Raw genomic sequence first — 17,844 nt, 5'->3', positions numbered from 1 at the left:
GGTCATCTCAGAAGGTCTGTCCATGGATCATCGCCAGATGCTCGACGATCGGACCGACGGCGAGCGACGGGAAGAAGGTGAGGCCGCCGACGATGACGATGACGCCGACCAGCAGGCCGACGAACAGCGTGCCGTCGGTCGGGAAGGTGCCGGCGGAGGCAGGCACGGTCTTCTTGGCGGCGAGCGAGCCGGCGATGGCCAAAGCCGGGATGATGACCAGGAAGCGGCCCATCAGCATGCCGACCGCCATGGTCAGATTATACCAGGGCGTGTTGCCGGAGAGGCCGCCGAAGGCCGAGCCGTTGTTCGCGGCCGCCGAAGTATAGGCGTAGAGCACCTCGGTGAAGCCGTGCGGGCCGCCATTGGCCATCGAGGCCACCGCGCTTGGCAGGACAACGGCGATGGCCGTGAAGATCAGCATCGCCAGCGGCAGGCACAGGACGGCAAGCATCGCCATCTTGACCTCCCTGGCCTCGATCTTCTTGCCGAGATATTCCGGCGTGCGGCCGACCATCAGACCGGCGACGAAGACGGCGACGACGACGAACATCAGGATGCCGTAGAAGCCGGCGCCGACACCGCCGACGATGACTTCGCCGAGCTGCATGTTGATCAGCGGGATCATGCCGCCGAGCGCTGTGAAACTATCGTGCATGGCGTTGACGGCGCCGCAGGAGGCGGCCGTGGTGATGACCGCGAACAGCGCCGAGGCGGCGATACCGAAGCGCGTCTCCTTGCCTTCCATGTTGCCGCCGTCGATGCCGAGCGCATGGACCAGCGGGTTGCCGGCAGCCTCGGCCCAGTAGCAGACGGCGACGCCGATGAGGAACAGCACGCCCATCGAGGCGAGGATCGCCCAGCCTTGGCGCTCACTGCCGACCATGCGGCCGAAGACATTGGTGAGGCCGGCGCCGAGCGCGAAGATCGACAGCATCTGGATCAGGTTGGAGATGGCGTCCGGATTCTCGAACGGATGCGCGGCGTTGGCGTTGAAGAAGCCGCCGCCATTGGTGCCGAGCATCTTGATGGCGACCTGCGACGCGACCGGCCCGAGCGCGATCGTCTGCTTGGCGCCCTCCAGCGTGGTGGCATCGACATACGGCCCAAGGGTCTGCGGGATGCCGAGCCACACATAGGCAAGCGTCAGCACGATGCAGAGCGGCAGGAGCACGTAGAGCGTGCAGCGGGTGAGGTCGACCCAGAAATTGCCGATCGACTTGCCGGAGGCGCGTGCGAAGCCGCGGATCAAGGCGATCGCGATGGCAATACCGGTAGCGGCCGAGACGAAGTTCTGGACGGTGAGGCCGGCCATCTGCACGAGGTAGGACATCGTGCTTTCGCCGCCATAGTTCTGCCAGTTGGTGTTGGTGATGAAGCTGGCGGCGGTGTTGAAGGCCAGCTGCGGGTCGACCGCGGTCATGCCCGCGGGATTGTAGGGCAGCACGCCCTGCAGCCGCTGCAGCGCGTAAAGGACCAGCAGGCCGGCGAGATTGAAGAGCAGCATGCCCGTCGCGTAGACGGCCCAGTGCTGTTCTTCCCTGTCGCTCGTGCCGGCGAGGCGATAGAGGCCACGCTCGATAGGGACGAGCACCGGCGACAGCAAGGTGCGATCGCCGCTGAAGACGCGGTACATATAGAAGCCGAGCGGCTTCACGAGCAAAAGCAGGATCCCGCAATAGACGAGGATCTGTATCCAGCCATTTATGGTCATGATGGGCTCTCCGCGTACCGGTCAGAAGCGCTCTGGGCGGATCAGCGCGTAGGTGAGGTAGGCAAGCAGGAACAAGGTCACCGCGCCGCCGAGGATGTAGTCGAAAAGCATGGTACGGCCCCTTTCTCAGATTCTGTCGCAGGCTTTGACGTAGGCTAAGGACAGGGCGAAGAATAAAACCCCGATCCCGAGAACTATGAGGTCCATTGCAGCTGTTCCTTGTTTTCCACTTGTGTCCACAGACCGCATAGGCGGGCTGAAAACTGCACGCACGCGCTCGTCACCTTGGCGGCGACGGCGGTTCACAGCGTTTCTTCGAATGGAAATATGGACCCGATCGCCATAAAGGTTCGAGACGGGAGGGATGGGAAAGATATAGGAATTTTATAGGGGTTTTGAGCGGGCGGCGACCGCGTTATCCAACCTGCTGAATAGGCGCCGTAAACTTATATGGTGGTTTAGTCCGTGAAATTCTGAAGACCGGGTCAATCGACATACCTGCAGCGGAAGGCGAGGAAGTGAGCGAGATCTTTGAACCCAAGATCATAAGTGGATCCAGAGGCAAAGCTGTGCTGTATCTTGTTGGAAGCTTGGCTCTCTTCTGGGCCGGTGCAACGATTGTGCCGGATACCGATTTCGAACGTGTCCTAACCGAGCTTGGACTGGTTCTCTTTGGGTTGTGCTTACCTCTGTTCGGCTGGCTGATAATCCGTCCACAATCGCTGCGGCTGAATAGCTGCGGATTTACTCTATGCGGCGGACTAGTCCGTTCACAGAAGCAAGTTCTTTGGGCAGACATTGACGGCTTCTTTGTCCATAACTTACCCAAAGGCAACCAGGCAGTTGCTTACAATTTTCGACCGGGGGCTAAAACCGCTTCACCGCTTACGCGGATCAGCAAAAAACTGGGAGCTAAAGCCTTGTTACCCGGTATATGGCCGTTGTCGGCCGAGCAGATGGTCGAAACCCTGAACGTCTATCGGCTCCAGGCGTTAAGTCGTGAGCCCGAGCAGTCGTCAGAACCGCCGCTCTCAGGTGGTGGATTATAATCCAGTTCCCGGCCGCCGATCCTTCCACGGCATCTCCCCTTCCAACTGCGTGGAAAGCGCCAACACCGTCGCCTCGTCGCCATAGCGGCCGACGAGCTGGACGCCGATCGGCACGCCGCCGGCCGACTGCCCGAGCGGCAGCGAGATCGCCGGCAGGCCGGAGATGTTGAAGGGGAAGTTGAAGACCGCGTCGCCCCATTTGGCGTTGTAGCGATCGAGATCGGTCTCCGACATGTCGTAATAGCCGAGCGGGCGCGGCAGTTGCGTCAGCGTCGGGGTGATGAAGATGTCATAGGGGTTGAGGTCGCCGACGATGTCGCGGCCGATCAACCTCAACTGCTCGACATCCGAAATATGCTTGATGCCACTGGTCGCGCGGCCGCGCTGGATGATCGCCCAGGTCAACGGTTCGACATCGTTCGGCGTGACGGGGCGGCCGACCAGCGTCTCCAGGAAGCCGAAAGTGGCAGCCGTCTGCACGCAGGTCATGTCGGTGTAGATCTTCCATACGGCATCGGCGTCGAGCGGCATGTCGTGCTCCTCGATGTCGTGGCCGAGACGTTCCAGCGCGGCGACCGTGGAGAGCACGGTTGCCTTGACGTCAGGATCAATCGCCGTGCCGTTGGGCGGCGTGACGGTAAAGCCGACGCGCAGTTTCTTCGGCGCTCGCGCGGAAAGGCTGAGCCAGCTGTCCGCCGGCACCGGCGGCGTGTAGGCGTCGCCGGGCAGGGCGCCGGCCACCGCGTCGAGATAGGCGGCGGTGTCGCGGACCGTTCGCGAGCAGCAGAGGAAATAGGCGCCGCCATACCAATAGTCGCCGAAGGGCGCCAGGCTGACGCGGCCGCGCGATGGCTTCAGGCCGACGATGCCGCAGCAGGAAGCCGGAACGCGGATCGAGCCGGCGCCGTCGCTGGCTTCGGCGATCGGGACCATGCGCGAGGCAATCGCGGCAGCAGCGCCGCCGCTCGAGCCGCCCGGCGTGACGCCTTCCTTCCACGGGTTCTTCGTCGTGCCGTAGAGTTTCGGCTCAGTGGTGATCGACCAGCCGTTCTCCGGCGCGTTGGATTTCCCGACCAGGACAAGGCCCGCCGCCTTGATGCGGCGCACCACCTCGCTGTCGGAATCGGCGACGAAGTCCTTGAGGTAGCGGCAGGAATTGGTGAGAGGCGCGCCGGTCCAGGACGAAGCGAGCTCCTTGAGCAGATAGGGAACCCCGGCGAAGGGCGCGTTCTTGTCAACCGACGCCGCCTGGGCGCGCGCCAGGTCGTAGAGACGATGGACGACCGCGTTGAGTTCCGGGTTGAGGCGCTCGATCATGGTGATCGCCGCTTCGACGAGCTCGGCGGGAGAAACCTCGCCGCGCTTCACAAGTCCGGCGAGAGCCAGCGCGTCGGACTGGGTGTAGGTTTCGAGCAAGCTTTTCGAGATCGCGACCATGTGTTTCCTCCCACTTGCAAGTGCTGTCGGCTGAGAACTGGCCCGGACTCGCCCTCACCCAGCCTCCGCTTCGCTCGGCTGACCTCTCCCCGCTGGGAGAGGAGATTGTCGGCGTCGGCGCCAACCTCTTCTCCGCGCAGGGGAGAAGGTGGCCGCGAAGCGGCCGGATGAGGGAGCGACGGCTTTAGGCCAGCTCGACGGTGCGCTTTTCCGCGATGCTCTGCTCGGCCGCCAGCACGATGCGCAGGCTGTTCACCGCGGCATCCATCTGTTCGGTCAAATCGAGATCCTCGCGGATGGCGCGCAGGAAGAAGGCCTGCTCGCGGTCGCAAAGCTCCTGATGCCCAGGTTCGTCCTTCATGCTGACGATCTCGTCGGGCTTGGCAAAATTCTTGTCGCCGTCGACCTGCGCATAATGGATTTTCAGCGCGTCGGTCTTGGTGTGGCGGTCGATGTCGGCGGAATCAGACACCTCCTCGGCGTCCTTGGCGCTGCTGCCCGATTGGCCGGCGACGATCGAGACGGAGCCCTTGGGACCGACCACGTCCTTCACGAAATAGGCCGTCTCGCTCATCATCGGGCCCCAGCCCGCCTCATACCAGCCGACCGAGCCGTCGTCGAAGGTGACGTGCAAATGGCCGTAATTCTGCTTGTCGGCCTCGGCCCACAGCTTGGCGCCGATGCCGTGCACGCGCACCGGCTTGGCGCCGGTCAGCTGGCACATGACGTCGACATAGTGCACGCCGCAGTCGACGATCGGGATCAGCGAATCGATCAGGTTCTTGTGCCAGTGCCAGGCGGTGCCGCTGCTCTGCTGGTTGAGGTTGAGGCGCATCACCAACGGCTTGCCGAGCGTCTTGCCGACCTCGATGAATTTGATCCAGGACGGGTGGACGCGCAGGATGTAGCCGAGCACCAGCTTGCGGTACTTCGCCCGCGCCGCGGCCACAACCTTCTCGGCGTCCGCGATGTTGGTGGCCAGCGGCTTTTCCATGAAGACATGGCAGTTGGCGGCGATCGCCTTCAGCGCGTATTCGGCGTGCGTGTTCGGCCAGCTGTTGATGGAGACCGCGTCCGGCTTGGCCTCCTTCAGCGCCAGGTCGAAATCCTCGTAGAGCGGGTAGCCGGCGAGTTCTTTCGGGATCTTCTTGTTGCTCTTGATGCTGCGGCTCATGATGCCGACGATCTCGAAGCCGTCGGAGCGGTGATAGGCGCTGGCATGCGAGGCGCCCATATTGCCCAGACCAACCACCAGAATTTTAACTTTGTCGGCCATTTCAGCCTCCCTAATTTCTTGATTCAGTCATGGGCGGCGATCGATCGCCGCTCGTATGCCTATCTGGGACAACCACCTTAGGTCAGCGCCGCCGCTCATCACCCGGCCCCTTCCTCTCCCCCGTCGATCGGGGGAGAGGTGTCGAGCAAAGCTCGACGGAGTGGGGGTCGACCTTCGCCGCGCGCCTGGTTTCTTGCGCGCCAGATTGTGCCTGTCTTGCAGCGGCTACGCGTTTGGCGAACGCCTTCCCCCACTCCGTCGCCGCTTCGCGGCGCCACCTCTCCCCCTTCCGGAGGGAGAGGAAAGGAGCCAGCCCCCTTACTTCACGGCCGAATCGAACAGGTGCGCCTTGATCTTGTCGACGTCGAGCGCGGCAAAGCCTTCCGACAGCTTCACGCCGTCGGCGTCGGCCTTGACCTTGGCCTTGTCGAAGTCGTTGGCGGCCGGGATCAGGTCGTTGGTGCAGACGTCCTCGGCCTTCACCGGCGCGGTGATCTGGCCGATCTTGAGGATCTCGTCGAAGAAGCCCTGCCAGCTCGCCATGTCGTGCGAGCCCCAGCCGCCACGCTTGTCCATGTCGCCGCGGAAGACGTTGATCTGCTGCAGGATCGAGGTGGTGCCGAGTTCGGGGCCGAGGTTCTTGGCCAAGGTCGGGAACTGCTCGAACACGGCCTCGACCGCGGCGCGCGGGTTCTGGTAGCCGAATTCGAGACCCATCGCCCAGCCACGCAGATATTTCTCCAGGAAAGCCTTCTTGTCGGCGTCCTCGAGATCGGCGGCGCGCACGACGAAGGTGTTGGCCGGCAGCTTCGAGTTCTGCACGCCGAGCCAGTATTCGAAGTCGAGGCCCTTGGCGATCCATTCGGCGCGCAGCCCCTCCCAGGAGAGCGCGGCATCGCCCTGGCCGCCGGCAAGCGCGGTGCCCCAGGTCGGCCAGCCGGCCTCGACATATTTCACCTTCTTGATGTCGACGCCTTGGGCCGCAAGCAGCGGATCGACGATCGCCTGCCAGGCGGCGGAGCCGAGCAGGATGGTCTTGCCTTCGAGATCCTTGAGGTTCTTGGTGCCCTGGCCCTTGCGGAAGGCGATGCTGAAGGTGTCGCGCGCGCCCATGTGGAAGACGGACTTCAGCTTCATGCCGTTCTGGATGGCGAAGGAGAAGACGCCGGGCGAGGGGAAGCCCATGTCGGCCTGGCCGACATCGACGAACTTCACCGTCGCGGTGCCATCCGACGGGCCTGGCTGCATGTCGGTGGCGAGGTCGCCGAAATAGCCGGCCTTCTTGGCCGACCAGTAGGGATAGTCGTCCAGCACCTCGAGCGTGCCGCGCGGCGAGATCCAGGTGAATTTCTCATAAGCCGCCGCCCTGGCCTTCAGGCCAGACGCGCCGAGCGCGGTGGCGGTCACGACGCCGGCCGCCGTCACCTGCAGGAAATAGCGGCGGCTGATGCCCGCTCTTGTCGCTGTGTCGAATGAGCTTTCGTTGATCATGGCATTCCCCTTTTGTTGATTGCTTGCCTTCGCCCGCCTCCCGGGCGACCTCGTCCTTTCGCGCTTATGTTTCCCAGCTCGCCCATTTCTTGCCGATCAGGAAGAACAGCACGTAGATCAGGATGCCGAGCGTCGAGAGGATCAGCACCACCGCGAAGAATTGCGGCATCTGGATCATCGACGAATAGGAGGTCAGCCGGTTGCCGAGGCCGAAGCCGCCGCCGACCATCTCGGCGCCGACGGCGGTGAGCAGCCCGAAGATCGCGCCGATCATCAGCCCGACCAGGATCATCGGCAGCGCCATCGGCGCGCGGATCTTCCAGAAGATCTGCAGTGTGCTGGCACCATAGGAGCGGGCCAAAGCGATCTTGGCGCTGTCGACGCGGCGGAAGCCGGTCGCGGCGTTGATCATCACCATCGGGCCGGCGGCCAAGGCCACGGCGATGATGCGCGGCGTATAGCCGAAGCCGAAGCGCAGGATGAGCAGCGGCACCAGCGCCAACATCGGCGTGGTGACGAGGATGAGGATGTAGGGCGCGACGATTTTTTCGGCGAAGGGAAACTGGGTGATCACCGCCGCCATCACCAGGCCGACTATGGCGCCGATGGCGAAGCCCGAGACGAGCTCGACCAGCGTGTAGCCGAGATGCGGCGCGATCAGCGGGAACTCGTCGAACAAGGCGTAGGCGATCGAGCTCGGCGGCGGCATGATGTATTGCGGCACGTGGAAGATGCGCAGCGCGAGCTCTATGCCGCCGACGATCACCACCGCGACGGCGAGGATGGCCGCCACCTCGGCGCCGGACTTGATGCCGGGGCCGCTGGCGAAGGCCGAAAGATTGGTCAGGCTGACATCCTGGCCATCGCCGCCTGACTTCACCTTGGAGAATTCCGGAATGGCGTCGCCCCCGCTCACGGCCTGATCCTCACGATTTCGGCCGACGGCCGCTCCGGCGTGCTCGGCCGGACGCGCTCGCCGACAATGTCCATCTTGATCTTGTTGGTGAGATCGAAAACCTCCTTCGTCGCCATGATTTCCAGCGAGCGCGGCCGCGGGAACGGCACGTCGTAGACCTTGGCGACGCGGCCGGGCCGCGTCGTCAGCACCACCACGCGGTCGGAAAGGAAGATCGCTTCCTCGATGCTGTGGGTGATGAAGACGATGGTGGTCTTGGTGTCGAGCCAGATCTCCTCGACGAGGTGGTTCATCTCCTCGCGGGTGAAACTGTCGAGCGCGCCGAAAGGCTCATCCATCAGCAGCACCGAGGGTTTCAGCGCCAGCGCGCGCACGATCGCGGCGCGCTGCTGCATGCCGCCGGAAAGCTCGCGCGGGAACTTGCCGCCGAAGCCGTCGAGTCCGACGCGGTTCAACAGATGCGCGATCCAGGCGCGATCGGGTTTCTCGCCCTTGATCTCGAAAGGGAAGTTGATGTTGGCGTCGAGATTGCGCCAGGGCAGGAGGTTCGCTTCCTGGAAGACGATGCCGATCTCGGGCCGCGGGCCGGTGATCTCCTTGCCGTCGAGCAGGATCGCCCCCGTGGTCAGGCGATGCAGGCCCGACATCGACCACAACAGCGTGGTCTTGCCGCAGCCGGAGGGGCCGACGATGGATACGATCTCGTTGGGCCGCACATCCAGGCTGCAGCGATCCAGCGCCAGAAGATCGCCGGAGGCCGTTTGATAGACCTTGGTCGCTGCCTGCACGCCAAGCTTCGGCGTTGTTGCGCTTGCCGTATTCATGCTCCCCCTCGGAGACTGCGCGATGCGTTGCCGGAGGCCCCATCTGTCCACGAAATCAGTCTGTAACTATCCTACTTTACTGTCAAGCGGCGACAGATGGCGGATGCAATCAGGTCCAATCAGATTTTGTCTAACTGTTTGGTTTTCATAAATTTTATGATCCCTTGCCGTGTGTGTTACTTTCCTACATACTCCGTCTCGGTTGATTGCCTATGGCCAGCGGGCGGATAATCGCGAAGATGATAGTTCCAGAAGCGGGCTGGGGAGGACTTGGCGAATGACCGAAGCTGACAGCCAGGCGTTGCGAGCGACCGACGAGGACGACGAGCGGCACGACCATCTCCGGCGCATTCCCGATATCATCTCGCAGGTGAAGGACAGTTATGCGGAATTGCGGCCGGCAGAGCGCCGCGTCGCCGACGTCGTGCTCGACGACGTCAAATATGCGGTCGACGCTTCCAACGCCGCGCTTGCCCAGCGCGCCGGGGTCAGCGAGCCGACGGTCACCCGCTTCTGCCGCGCCATCGGCTGCGATGGCGTGCGCGATTTCAAGCTGAAGCTGGCGCAGAGCCTTGTCGTCGGCGCGCTCTATCTCGCCACCAAGCCGCAACCCGCGAACGGCGACAGCGGCATGCCGTTCTGGAACGCGGTGTTCGGCGAGGCGCGGCGCGCGCTGCAGGAGGCGGAGCGGCAGATCGATCCGGGACAGTTGCAAAAGGCCGCGGAACTGATCGCCAAGGCGCGGCAGGTGACGGTGTTCGGCCTCGGCGGCAGTTCGTCGGCGCTGGCGCAGGAGACGCAATACCGCCTGTTCCGCTACGGCATCACCATCAGCGCGCAATGCGATCCGTATTTGATGCGCATGACCGCCTCGACGCTGAAGCCGGGCGATCTGGTGATCGCGATTTCGGCAACGGGGCGCACGCGCGAGGTGATCGAAGCGGTGGAGCTCGCCAAGCATTACCGCGCCAACGCGATCTGCGTGACGGCGCCGGATACCGAATTGACGCGCGTCTGCGATGTGCGGCTGACGATGGCTGTTCCCGAATATCCCGACACGCTGAAGCCGACGGCGTCGCGCTATGCTTTCCTGGCGGCCATCGATCTGCTGGCGGTGGCGACCGCCTACAGGATCGACGGCCCGGCGCGCGAAACGGTGCGCCGGATCAAATACAACGCCCAGATCCACCGGACCGGCAAGGAGATGGAGCCGCTGGGGGATTGAGATATTCAGGTGAGGCCGGCCTGCAAATGGCGGTTTCCTGCGCTTCCGGTGTTCACGTACCTAAGTACGCTCCGCTCCGGTTCTCGGAACCCACCATTCTCGACTCGGCCTGACCTGAATCTCGACCGCCTCAAGGCGAGTTTCGACAAGGTCGACAAAGGTGGCCGTGTCGTTCGATTATATTCGGAGGGAAGAACAAAAATGCTCGACATCGCACCATCGCAACAGGCGGCAACCTGGCTCGGCGCTTTCGGCCGGGCGCTCGAGGCCGGCGACATCGACGCTGCGATCGGTCTTTTCGCGGAGGATTGCTACTGGCGCGATCTTTTGACTTTCACATGGAACATCAAAACCATGGAGGGGGAGGCCGCGATCCGCGCGATGCTGAAGGCCACGCTCCACCTGGCGCAGCCGTCGCACTGGCGGCTGACCGGAGAGCCAGGCGTCTACGATGGCATCGTCGAAGCCTGGTTCAGCTTCGAGACGACGGTGGCGCGCGGCGAGGGGATTCTGCGGCTCAAGGACGGCCGCTGCCGCACGCTGTTCACGGCGATGAGCGAGCTCAAGGGTTTCGAAGAGCGGAAAGGCCCGGCCCGGCCGCTCGGCATCCGCCACAAGGCCGACCCCAAGCGCGAAACCTGGGCGGAAGCCAGGGCGCGCGAGGCGCGCGATCTCGGCGTGCACGAGCAACCCTATTGCCTGGTGATCGGCGGCGGGCAGGGCGGCATCATGCTGGGCGCCCGGCTGCGGCAACTGGGCGTTCCGACCCTTGTCATCGAGAAGAACGCGCGCGCCGGCGACTCCTGGCGCAACCGCTATCGCTCGCTCGTGCTGCACGACCCAGTCTGGTACGACCATCTGCCCTATGTTCCATTCCCGGAAAACTGGCCGGTCTTCACGCCCAAGGACAAGATGGGCGACTGGCTGGAAATGTATACCCGCGTCATGGAGCTGAACTATTGGGTGGCCACCAAATGCATCAGCGCTGCCTATGACGAGGCCGAAAAGGTGTGGACGGTGGTGGTCGACCGCGTCGGCCAGCGCGTCACGCTGAAGCCGAAACACATCGTCTTCGCCACCGGCGCCTATGGTCCGCCGCGGCCGATCGAATTGCCGGGCACGGACAGCTTCAAGGGCGAGCTTTTGCATTCCAGCCAGTATTCCACCGGCGAGAAATTCCGCGGCAAGCGCGTCGCGGTGATCGGCGCTGCAAGTTCGGGGCACGATGTCAGCGTCGATCTCTGGGAAGCGGGCGCCAAGGTCACCATGGTCCAGCGTTCGCCGACGACCGTGGTGAAATCCGACACGCTGATGGATGTCGGCTTCGAGATCTTCTCGGAAAAGGCGCTGGCCCGCGGCATCACCACCGACAAGGCCGACATGATCGTGGCCTCGACGCCCTTCGCGCTGGTGCCGAAGGGCCAGCGCGCGCTCTACGACGCGATCCGGGCGCGCGACGCGGATTTCTACAAACGCCTCAGCGACAGCGGCTTCGCCATCGATTTCGGCGAGGACGAGACCGGGCTGCTGATGAAGGCCTACCGCACAGGCTCCGGCTATTACATCGATGTCGGCGCATGCGAGCTGATCCTGAACGGCGAGATCAAGGTCCAGAGCGGCGTCGGCATCAAGACGCTGACGCCGTCCGGCATCCTGTTCGAGGATGGCAGCGAACTCGCCGTCGACGCCATCGTCTGCTGCACCGGCTACCAGTCGATGAACGAGACGGTTGCGGGGATCGTCTCGCGCGAGGTCGCCGACAAGGTCGGCCCGTGCTGGGGGCTGGGCTCCGGCGTCAAGGGCGATCCGGGTCCGTGGCAGGGCGAATTGCGCAACATGTGGAAGCCGACGGCGCAGGAAGCGCTGTGGTTCCACGGCGGCAACCTGGCGCTCTCGCGCTTCTATTCGAAATATGTGGCGCTGCAGCTCAAGGCGCGGATGGAGGGGATCGCGACGCCTGTCTATGGCGAGCCGAGCAACGCGAGGTAAGGTCGACCCCCACTCCGTCGAGCTTCGCTCGACACCTCTCCCCCGATCGACGGGGGAGAGGAAGGCGCGCGCTTATTCCAGCTGGCTCCTTCCTCTCCCTCCGGAGGGGGGAGAGGTGGCGCTGCGAAGCAGCGACGGAGTGGGGGAAGGCGCTGCTCAACGCGAAGCCGCGAAACCTGCCGGGCATCTCCCCCACGTGGGGGAAATTATCCAATCATCGACTAAAATGCCTCGCCGCCACATCCACATGCGTGTGGTGCGCAGGCGCCTCGAAGCGCTCGGTCTCATTGTGGTCGGGCGCTTCGTTCGGCCACCATTTGCCGCCGATGGCGATGCCGTTGGAGACCAGACGCTGGTCCGCGACCAGTGACGCTCCGACAGCGTCGACGAAGGTGAAGCGGCCCGGCTGCAACTTCAGCACCGCGACATCGCCGATGCCGCCGACCTTCAGCGCGCCGAGCTCGGGCCGGGCAATCGCCTGCGCGGGATTCATGGTCGCCGCGCGCAACACTTCGACCAGCGGCATGCCGAGCGCCATGAGCTTTGACATGCAGACCAGGATGTCGAAGGCCGGGCCGTCAACGCAGTAGAGATGGACGTCGCTCGAAATCACGTCTGGAGCCAGGCCTTCGGCCAGCATCGCCTTGGCGACCTCGAAGTCGAAGGAGCCCATGCCGTGGCCGATGTCGAAGATGACGCCGCGCTCGCGGGCGAGGCGCATGTCCGGCCGCACCGCGCCGGAGGCGAAGACCGGCGCGTTGGGGAAGGGCCGGAAGCAATGGGTGAGGATGTCGCCGCGGCGCAGCCTGGGCAGCACTTCCGAGCGGCCCGGCGGCGGCTCGTCGATATGCGCCATCAGCGGCAGCCTGGCCTTGTCGGCGGCCTCCAACGCCAGGTCCACCGGAGCGATGCCGCTCGAGCCGCCGGCATGCTTGCCGGAACGCACCTTGACGCCGACGACCACGTCGGCGTGCTCGCGTACCGCGGCAACCGTCTCGCGCGGCTCGCAAAGCCTGAGGTCGCTGCATTCGCCGACAGACACGGTGTTCGAGAATCCGAAAATGCCGGCGAAGGAGATGTTGACGTAAGCGAGGATGCGGACCTTCGAGCGCTCGATGACATGAAGGCGAAAGCCGAGGAAATTGCCCGCGCCGGCGCTGCCGGCGTCGATGAAGGTGGTGGTGCCGCTCTTGGCGGCGAGCCGGTCGGCATCGACGCCGAGCGAGGTTCCGCCCCAATAGACGTGGCTGTGCAGATCGACGAGGCCGGGCGCGACGATACAATCCCTGGCGTCGACCACCTGCGTGGCATGTTCGGCATCGATGGCAGCCTCGATTGCCGCAACACGCCCATCGGCGATGGCGATGTCGCGCTGCGCGTCCAGGCCCGATGCGGGATCGATGAGGCGCCCGCCCTTGATCAGGAGATCGAACTGCATCGGTGCACTCCCTGCTGCTGCGTGTTCGCGATCAGAGCGGCCGGTAGGCGACCGCCTCGACCTCGATCTTGATGTCGATCATCAGGCGGGATTCGACGGTGTGCGCGCCGGCGGATCCTGCGGGAAATGCTTTGCATAAACGGTGTTGAACGTGCCGAAATCGCGCGCATCCTCCAGCCAGACGGTGGTCTTCACCACATCGTCCATGGTGCAGCCGGCGAGCGCCAGCGCCGCCTTGACGTTCTGCAGCACCTGCTCGGTCTGTTCGGCGATGCCGCCCTTGACCACGAGCCCGTCGCTGCCCACCGGCACCTGGCCGGAGACATAGACGAAATCGCCGGCGCGCACGGCGGGCGAGAGCGGAACATGCGATTTTCCAAAGCATTGCTTGGGCAAGTGAGCCTCCTCCTGGCGATCGAGCGGGACCGTTCACATAGCCGTCTACGCTCGTCGGCACGATCCTCCTAGAGGCAATGTCGGAAAGCAACATTTTTTCGAAACTCATGTTGCTTTATTACAGAAGCCTGAGCATCTTGCGCTCGACGCCGCCTCCGACCGGCCGCGCGTATGAGGAGAGATCCAGCATGACCTTAGACAAGAATCCGTTTCCGGAGGGCGATGCCGACCGCCATGCGCTTTGGGAAATGCTGGTGCGGCGCGATATCGATGCTTTCCTCGGTCAGGACTGGTCGATGGTCGAGGACGATTTCATCGCCGAAAGCTTCTTCGGCATGCACGCGCATTTCCTCAACAATGCCGATGCCTGGAGGCTGCAATTCCCGAGGCTGGAGGTCTATCGCGACGAATGGCTGCGGCAGGCCAAGGAAACCGCGGCGACGAAATTCGCCGAACCGCTGCGCGAGGCGCTGTTCCGCGTCACCAACATGCGCGACATCGATGTCGATGGCGACCGCGCGGTGCTGCACAAGAAGTTCGACGGCTCGGTCGCCAAGGCCGACGGCGGCGTCGACCGGCTCAAATGGCAGACGCTCTATTTCTGCCGCAAGGTCGGCGGACGCTGGAAGATCGCCGGTTTTGTCGGCTATATGCCGCATCCGCTGGGAAGCTAGCGGCCCGTCGGACGGCGCCGGCGTTGGTAAAATCGACCATTGTGGAGATTAGCCGAAGCGCCGGTCAGTTCGTCATCCAGGGCGGAACGGCCGCGTAGACCCGAGGATCCTATGCCGTGACCTTCGAGGCGTCGCGGCGGTGAAGGCTTTGGCACCGCAGGCATTCTTCGGCAGGCTCAATGGCACAGGATCCTTGGGTCTTCGCTCCCGCTTCGTGTCGCTACGCACCAAGATGACGACGTTGGGGCCAATCGGCAGCCTATGACAGAAGCGGCGATCGTTCGTCCGGGGAGCGGTGGTCGAAGACGACGCCCATGGTCTTACCAACGGCAGCCATGACGATCAGTTCGATCAGATGGTCGTCACTGTCTTGGCAGGCCGGGTCGGATCGGCGGATGACGTCGAGCATCGCCCGGGTCGAGACGGTGTCGCCAGCGCGAAATTTCGAAAGAGCAGACGAAACAAGGTCTTGCACCGTCGGGTCCATGACGGGTACTTCCGCAGCGACGTTCATTGGCCTCCTCCTGCCATGAACCCTCCCATAAAAAGATGATACGCCAATGGTTGGATTGCGCCAGTGAAATGGTGGTCCGACCAGTGTGGCTGGCGACAGCCTGCCGCCATTCGCGCCAGCGACGGGCCGACGCCGCCCTTAGGTGTGGAACACCGAGCCGACGGCTGCGACCCATGCTCGACGCACCGCGCTCAGGTTGGTAAGCCCGTCGCGCGCAGGGAGACGATCCGAGTCGAGACATGACGGTTGCAATCGAGATGGGGCAGACGACGGCGGGCGCGCCGGCGGCCCTCGACCTGGAGGAGTTGTTGGCGACCCGCCTGCTGGTGCAGGGCAATTCGGGCTCCGGCAAGTCGCATCTGCTGCGCCGGTTGCTCGAACAGAGCGCGCCCTGGGTGCAGCAGACGATCATCGATCCCGAAGGCGACTTCGTGTCTCTGGGCGAACGCTATGGCCATCTGGTGATCGACGCGGAGGAGCATACCGAGCGCGGCCTGCAGGCGGCGGGCGAGCGGGCGCGCATCCATCGCGTCTCGACGGTGCTCAACCTCGAAGGGCTCGATGCCGAGAACCAGATGCGGCGTGCCGCGGCATTCTTGGGCGGGCTGTTCGAGGTCGCGCGCGACCATTGGTATCCGATGCTCGTGGTCGTCGACGAGGCGCAGCTCTTCGCGCCCGCCGCCGCCGGCGAGGTTTCGGACGAGGCACGCAAGCTCTCGCTGGGCGCCATGACCAATCTGATGTGTCGCGGCCGCAAGCGCGGGCTTGCCGGCATCATCGCCACGCAGCGGCTGGCGAAGCTCGCCAAGAACGTCGCGGCGGAGGCCTCCAACTTTCTGATGGGCCGGACCTTCCTCGACATCGACATGGCGCGCGCCGCCGACCTGCTCGGCATGGAGCGGCGCCAGGCCGAAGCTTTCCGCGACCTGGAGCGCGGGCATTTCATGGCGCTCGGTCCGGCTTTGTCGCGCCGTCCGCTCAGCGTGCGCATCGGCCAGACCGAAACCAGCCCGCGCAACGGCACGCCGCGGCTGATGCCGCTGCCGGAAGCGATGCTGGAAGATGCGCGCTCGATCATCCTCGCGGCGCCGCCGCCGGAGACGGTCAGGCCGCAACGGCGGCCTTCGCCCGATCTGCTCGACCAGCTGATGGCGGCCAAGGCCGCGCCGCTGGACATCCGCCCCGAGCCGGCGGAACCGCAGCCCAGCGCCGAGGACCTCGCCGAGCGGCGCGAGCGGTTGGACCGCATCCTGCGCGCCATCCTGGCCGAGCCGGATGCCGGGTTCCGCCTCATCGGCGTGCTCTACCAGGAGTTCGTCGTTCGCTGCCGCATCGAGGGGCTCGCTTCGGTCGTGCCTGACCTTTCGGAATTCCGCCGCATGCTGACGCGGGCGCGTGCGGGCGTCGGCTCCGACATGGCCGAGGACGACGCCTGGCGCGACGTTTCCGTGCGCGCTTCGCTGCTGCCCGAGGATATGCAGGGCGTGTTCATGATGATCGCCCGCGCCGCCAAGGAAGGCTGGCCATGTCCGAGCGACGCGGCGATCGCGCGAGCCTACGGCTCGCATTCGCTGCGCCGCGCGCGCCGGCTGCTCGACTATATCGAGGAGCAAGGCCTCATCGTCTGCCAGGTCGACGGCGTCGGCCGGCGCACGGTGACGCTGGTCGAACTCGCCTGGGCGACCGCGCCGGGCGACCCGAATGCCGCAGAGCAAGCCAGCCTGGCTGGCTGACATCGGAAGACGCTGGCGACCTGGCTCTGGCGGCCTTTGCGCCATTGGTTGACGGCCAGCCTGCTTTGTCGGTTGCACGCAGCGCTACATGTTCCGATAAAATTTCCAACAGAAATGCCAGCGACCGAGCGATGGCGAAGTCAACGCTGCGCCATCAAAGCACGCTGCGCCGAAACGGACTCGGGCCGCGCACTTTAAGTCTTTGTTTTGATGCATATCATTCCCTCCAAATCGCAGTCCACTTTGGCAGACACAGGCATCAATCGATGGGGTGGCAGATTCGTTAAATGTCTAATGAATCGTTAACATTACGCGGCAATATATATTCCGTTATGGTTTCCAAATCGTAAAAAGCTAATATACCTGAATATAGGTATGCTTGTCCCGCGATTGCGGCGACCGAGGGGGGCACGCCAGCTAGGAATGTTGGGTGCGAGCGTGCAAGCGCTCTGGGGTGGGGTTTTGTCTCTCGGCGAGAGAAGTCTTTACGTTCAATCAGAGTGGCTTGGTCCTGACCAACCGCCGCAGGCGGAAGCATCCGCTTGCGTCGTCTGCACCAGGATCAGCAGTAACCGTTGGGGCGAACACTTCCATTGTTCGCAAGGGATCACAGGGGGAAATTGGCAATGGCGACCACAACAGTTTCGGGCTCGACCGTCACGTTTTCGAATTCGGGCGCGGCAGCCGATCTGACTCAATCCGGCACAGAGGACGGCAGCCTTCAGTTCACGTTCGACGTGCTTGCGGCAAGCGGTGGCGGGACCAAGACGACGATCTATTCGGTGGATGACGGCACCAAGAACGACGACGGAGGGGCCAGCATCACAGTCACCAACAAGGCCTTCGCCGATTATAACAAGGATCTCCTGATACAGGATGTATCTGTTTCGTCTGTCTCCGCTGCGACCGAAACGACCCAAAAGGGTGCGACAATCTGGATTGGGACCGACGGAAAGATTCACTATGACGCGAGTAGCCTGAGCGCTGAAATCCAGGCGCTGGGCGCCAACCAGACCTTCACTGACACGTTTCAGTACACGATCAAGATGTCGAACGGCACGCTCAGTGTCGCAACGCTGACGGTTGTGATCAATGGCGTCAACGACGCGGCGGTGATCGGCACCCCGACGGTGGCCGATGTGACCGAGGACAGCGCCAGTCCGACGCTGAC

At 63.8% G+C, this 17,844-nt stretch carries 15 protein-coding genes and 1 pseudogene; 6 read left to right on the top strand and 10 right to left on the bottom strand.

Annotated elements, in window-relative coordinates:
* Window positions 1-7: 7 nt before the first annotated feature.
* Window positions 8-1,711 carry a potassium-transporting ATPase subunit KdpA gene (gene kdpA, locus FJW07_RS18765; protein ID WP_140858137.1) on the bottom strand — a complete coding sequence of 568 codons (1,704 nt, stop codon included), beginning with the start codon at window positions 1,709-1,711 and terminating at the stop codon, window positions 8-10.
* 21 nt (window positions 1,712-1,732) lie between these two features.
* Entirely contained in the window at window positions 1,733-1,822 is a 90-nt protein-coding gene (locus tag FJW07_RS18760) for a K(+)-transporting ATPase subunit F (RefSeq protein ID WP_036257910.1), read from the bottom strand.
* A gap of 407 nt (window positions 1,823-2,229) precedes the next feature.
* Between FJW07_RS18760 and FJW07_RS18750 the strand changes: the two genes are divergently transcribed.
* On the top strand, window positions 2,230-2,760 hold the full coding sequence (locus tag FJW07_RS18750; protein ID WP_140786110.1) for a hypothetical protein: 531 nt from the start codon (window positions 2,230-2,232) through the stop codon (window positions 2,758-2,760).
* Here the strand turns inward: FJW07_RS18750 and FJW07_RS18745 are convergent.
* From FJW07_RS18745 to FJW07_RS18720, 5 genes are all read right to left on the bottom strand, one after another.
* A complete protein-coding gene (locus FJW07_RS18745) occupies window positions 2,755-4,197 on the bottom strand; it encodes an amidase (protein WP_140858133.1) in 1,443 nt (480 codons plus the stop codon). The genes FJW07_RS18750 and FJW07_RS18745 overlap by 6 nt on opposite strands.
* 184 nt (window positions 4,198-4,381) lie before the next feature.
* Window positions 4,382-5,473 carry a Gfo/Idh/MocA family oxidoreductase gene (locus FJW07_RS18740; protein ID WP_140858131.1) on the bottom strand — a complete coding sequence of 364 codons (1,092 nt, stop codon included), beginning with the start codon at window positions 5,471-5,473 and terminating at the stop codon, window positions 4,382-4,384.
* A gap of 318 nt (window positions 5,474-5,791) precedes the next feature.
* Window positions 5,792-6,964: an ABC transporter substrate-binding protein gene (locus tag FJW07_RS18730; protein WP_140858129.1), complete on the bottom strand. Its 1,173-nt coding sequence runs from the start codon at window positions 6,962-6,964 to the stop codon at window positions 5,792-5,794.
* A gap of 64 nt (window positions 6,965-7,028) precedes the next feature.
* Complete coding sequence (locus tag FJW07_RS18725; RefSeq protein ID WP_140858127.1) at window positions 7,029-7,880, bottom strand: ABC transporter permease; 852 nt, start codon at window positions 7,878-7,880, stop codon at window positions 7,029-7,031.
* A complete protein-coding gene (locus FJW07_RS18720; protein ID WP_140858125.1) occupies window positions 7,877-8,704 on the bottom strand; it encodes an ABC transporter ATP-binding protein in 828 nt (275 codons plus the stop codon). The genes FJW07_RS18725 and FJW07_RS18720 overlap by 4 nt, the downstream gene beginning before the upstream one ends.
* Window positions 8,705-8,981: 277 nt before the next feature.
* Between FJW07_RS18720 and FJW07_RS18715 the strand changes: the two genes are divergently transcribed.
* Together FJW07_RS18715 and FJW07_RS18710 are read left to right on the top strand one after the other, a co-directional pair.
* Complete coding sequence (locus FJW07_RS18715) at window positions 8,982-9,929, top strand: MurR/RpiR family transcriptional regulator (RefSeq protein WP_140647920.1); 948 nt, start codon at window positions 8,982-8,984, stop codon at window positions 9,927-9,929.
* A 201-nt stretch (window positions 9,930-10,130) separates the two neighbouring features.
* The gene (locus FJW07_RS18710) at window positions 10,131-11,918 is read left to right on the top strand and encodes an NAD(P)/FAD-dependent oxidoreductase (protein ID WP_140858123.1); all 1,788 of its coding nucleotides are present in this window, start codon (window positions 10,131-10,133) and stop codon (window positions 11,916-11,918) included.
* A 214-nt stretch (window positions 11,919-12,132) separates the two neighbouring features.
* Here the strand turns inward: FJW07_RS18710 and FJW07_RS18705 are convergent, their stop codons facing one another.
* On the bottom strand, window positions 12,133-13,356 hold the full coding sequence (locus FJW07_RS18705; RefSeq protein WP_140858122.1) for an amidohydrolase/deacetylase family metallohydrolase: 1,224 nt from the start codon (window positions 13,354-13,356) through the stop codon (window positions 12,133-12,135).
* Between the two features lie 31 nt (window positions 13,357-13,387).
* A pseudogene (locus tag FJW07_RS18700) lies at window positions 13,388-13,752 on the bottom strand (RidA family protein).
* 188 nt (window positions 13,753-13,940) lie between these two features.
* Between FJW07_RS18700 and FJW07_RS18695 the strand changes: the two are divergent.
* Complete coding sequence (locus tag FJW07_RS18695) at window positions 13,941-14,426, top strand: hypothetical protein (RefSeq protein ID WP_140647916.1); 486 nt, start codon at window positions 13,941-13,943, stop codon at window positions 14,424-14,426.
* Between the two features lie 259 nt (window positions 14,427-14,685).
* On the opposite strand, the gene FJW07_RS18690 is transcribed toward FJW07_RS18695, so the two are convergent.
* Window positions 14,686-14,940, bottom strand: a complete 255-nt coding sequence (locus tag FJW07_RS18690; RefSeq protein WP_140647915.1) for a hypothetical protein — start codon at window positions 14,938-14,940, stop codon at window positions 14,686-14,688.
* A gap of 239 nt (window positions 14,941-15,179) precedes the next feature.
* Between FJW07_RS18690 and FJW07_RS18685 the strand changes: the two genes are divergently transcribed.
* Together FJW07_RS18685 and FJW07_RS18680 are read left to right on the top strand one after the other, a co-directional pair.
* Complete coding sequence (locus tag FJW07_RS18685; RefSeq protein ID WP_140710277.1) at window positions 15,180-16,673, top strand: ATP-binding protein; 1,494 nt, start codon at window positions 15,180-15,182, stop codon at window positions 16,671-16,673.
* A gap of 626 nt (window positions 16,674-17,299) precedes the next feature.
* The coding region (locus FJW07_RS18680) for a VCBS domain-containing protein (RefSeq protein ID WP_210239896.1) at window positions 17,300-17,844 on the top strand (545 nt) is incomplete at its 3' end.

Source organism: Mesorhizobium sp. B3-1-9 (assembly GCF_006439595.1).
Classification (GTDB): domain Bacteria; phylum Pseudomonadota; class Alphaproteobacteria; order Rhizobiales; family Rhizobiaceae; genus Mesorhizobium.
This window is presented reverse-complemented; position numbering and strand designations above follow the sequence as displayed.

Bases quoted from the DNA above. Each gene is read 5' to 3' on its own strand.
- FJW07_RS18685 (WP_140710277.1), top strand. From the start codon at position 15,180: ATGACGGTTGCAATCGAGATGGGGCAGACGACGGCGGGCGCGCCGGCG.
- FJW07_RS18730 (WP_140858129.1), bottom strand. From the start codon at position 6,964: ATGATCAACGAAAGCTCATTCGACACAGCGACAAGAGCGGGCATCAGC.
- FJW07_RS18745 (WP_140858133.1), bottom strand. From the start codon at position 4,197: ATGGTCGCGATCTCGAAAAGCTTGCTCGAAACCTACACCCAGTCCGAC.
- kdpA (WP_140858137.1), bottom strand. From the start codon at position 1,711: ATGACCATAAATGGCTGGATACAGATCCTCGTCTATTGCGGGATCCTG.
- FJW07_RS18740 (WP_140858131.1), bottom strand. From the start codon at position 5,473: ATGGCCGACAAAGTTAAAATTCTGGTGGTTGGTCTGGGCAATATGGGC.
- FJW07_RS18705 (WP_140858122.1), bottom strand. From the start codon at position 13,356: ATGCAGTTCGATCTCCTGATCAAGGGCGGGCGCCTCATCGATCCCGCA.
- FJW07_RS18720 (WP_140858125.1), bottom strand. From the start codon at position 8,704: ATGAATACGGCAAGCGCAACAACGCCGAAGCTTGGCGTGCAGGCAGCG.
- FJW07_RS18695 (WP_140647916.1), top strand. From the start codon at position 13,941: ATGACCTTAGACAAGAATCCGTTTCCGGAGGGCGATGCCGACCGCCAT.
- FJW07_RS18715 (WP_140647920.1), top strand. From the start codon at position 8,982: ATGACCGAAGCTGACAGCCAGGCGTTGCGAGCGACCGACGAGGACGAC.
- FJW07_RS18710 (WP_140858123.1), top strand. From the start codon at position 10,131: ATGCTCGACATCGCACCATCGCAACAGGCGGCAACCTGGCTCGGCGCT.
- FJW07_RS18690 (WP_140647915.1), bottom strand. From the start codon at position 14,940: ATGAACGTCGCTGCGGAAGTACCCGTCATGGACCCGACGGTGCAAGAC.
- FJW07_RS18760 (WP_036257910.1), bottom strand. From the start codon at position 1,822: ATGCTTTTCGACTACATCCTCGGCGGCGCGGTGACCTTGTTCCTGCTT.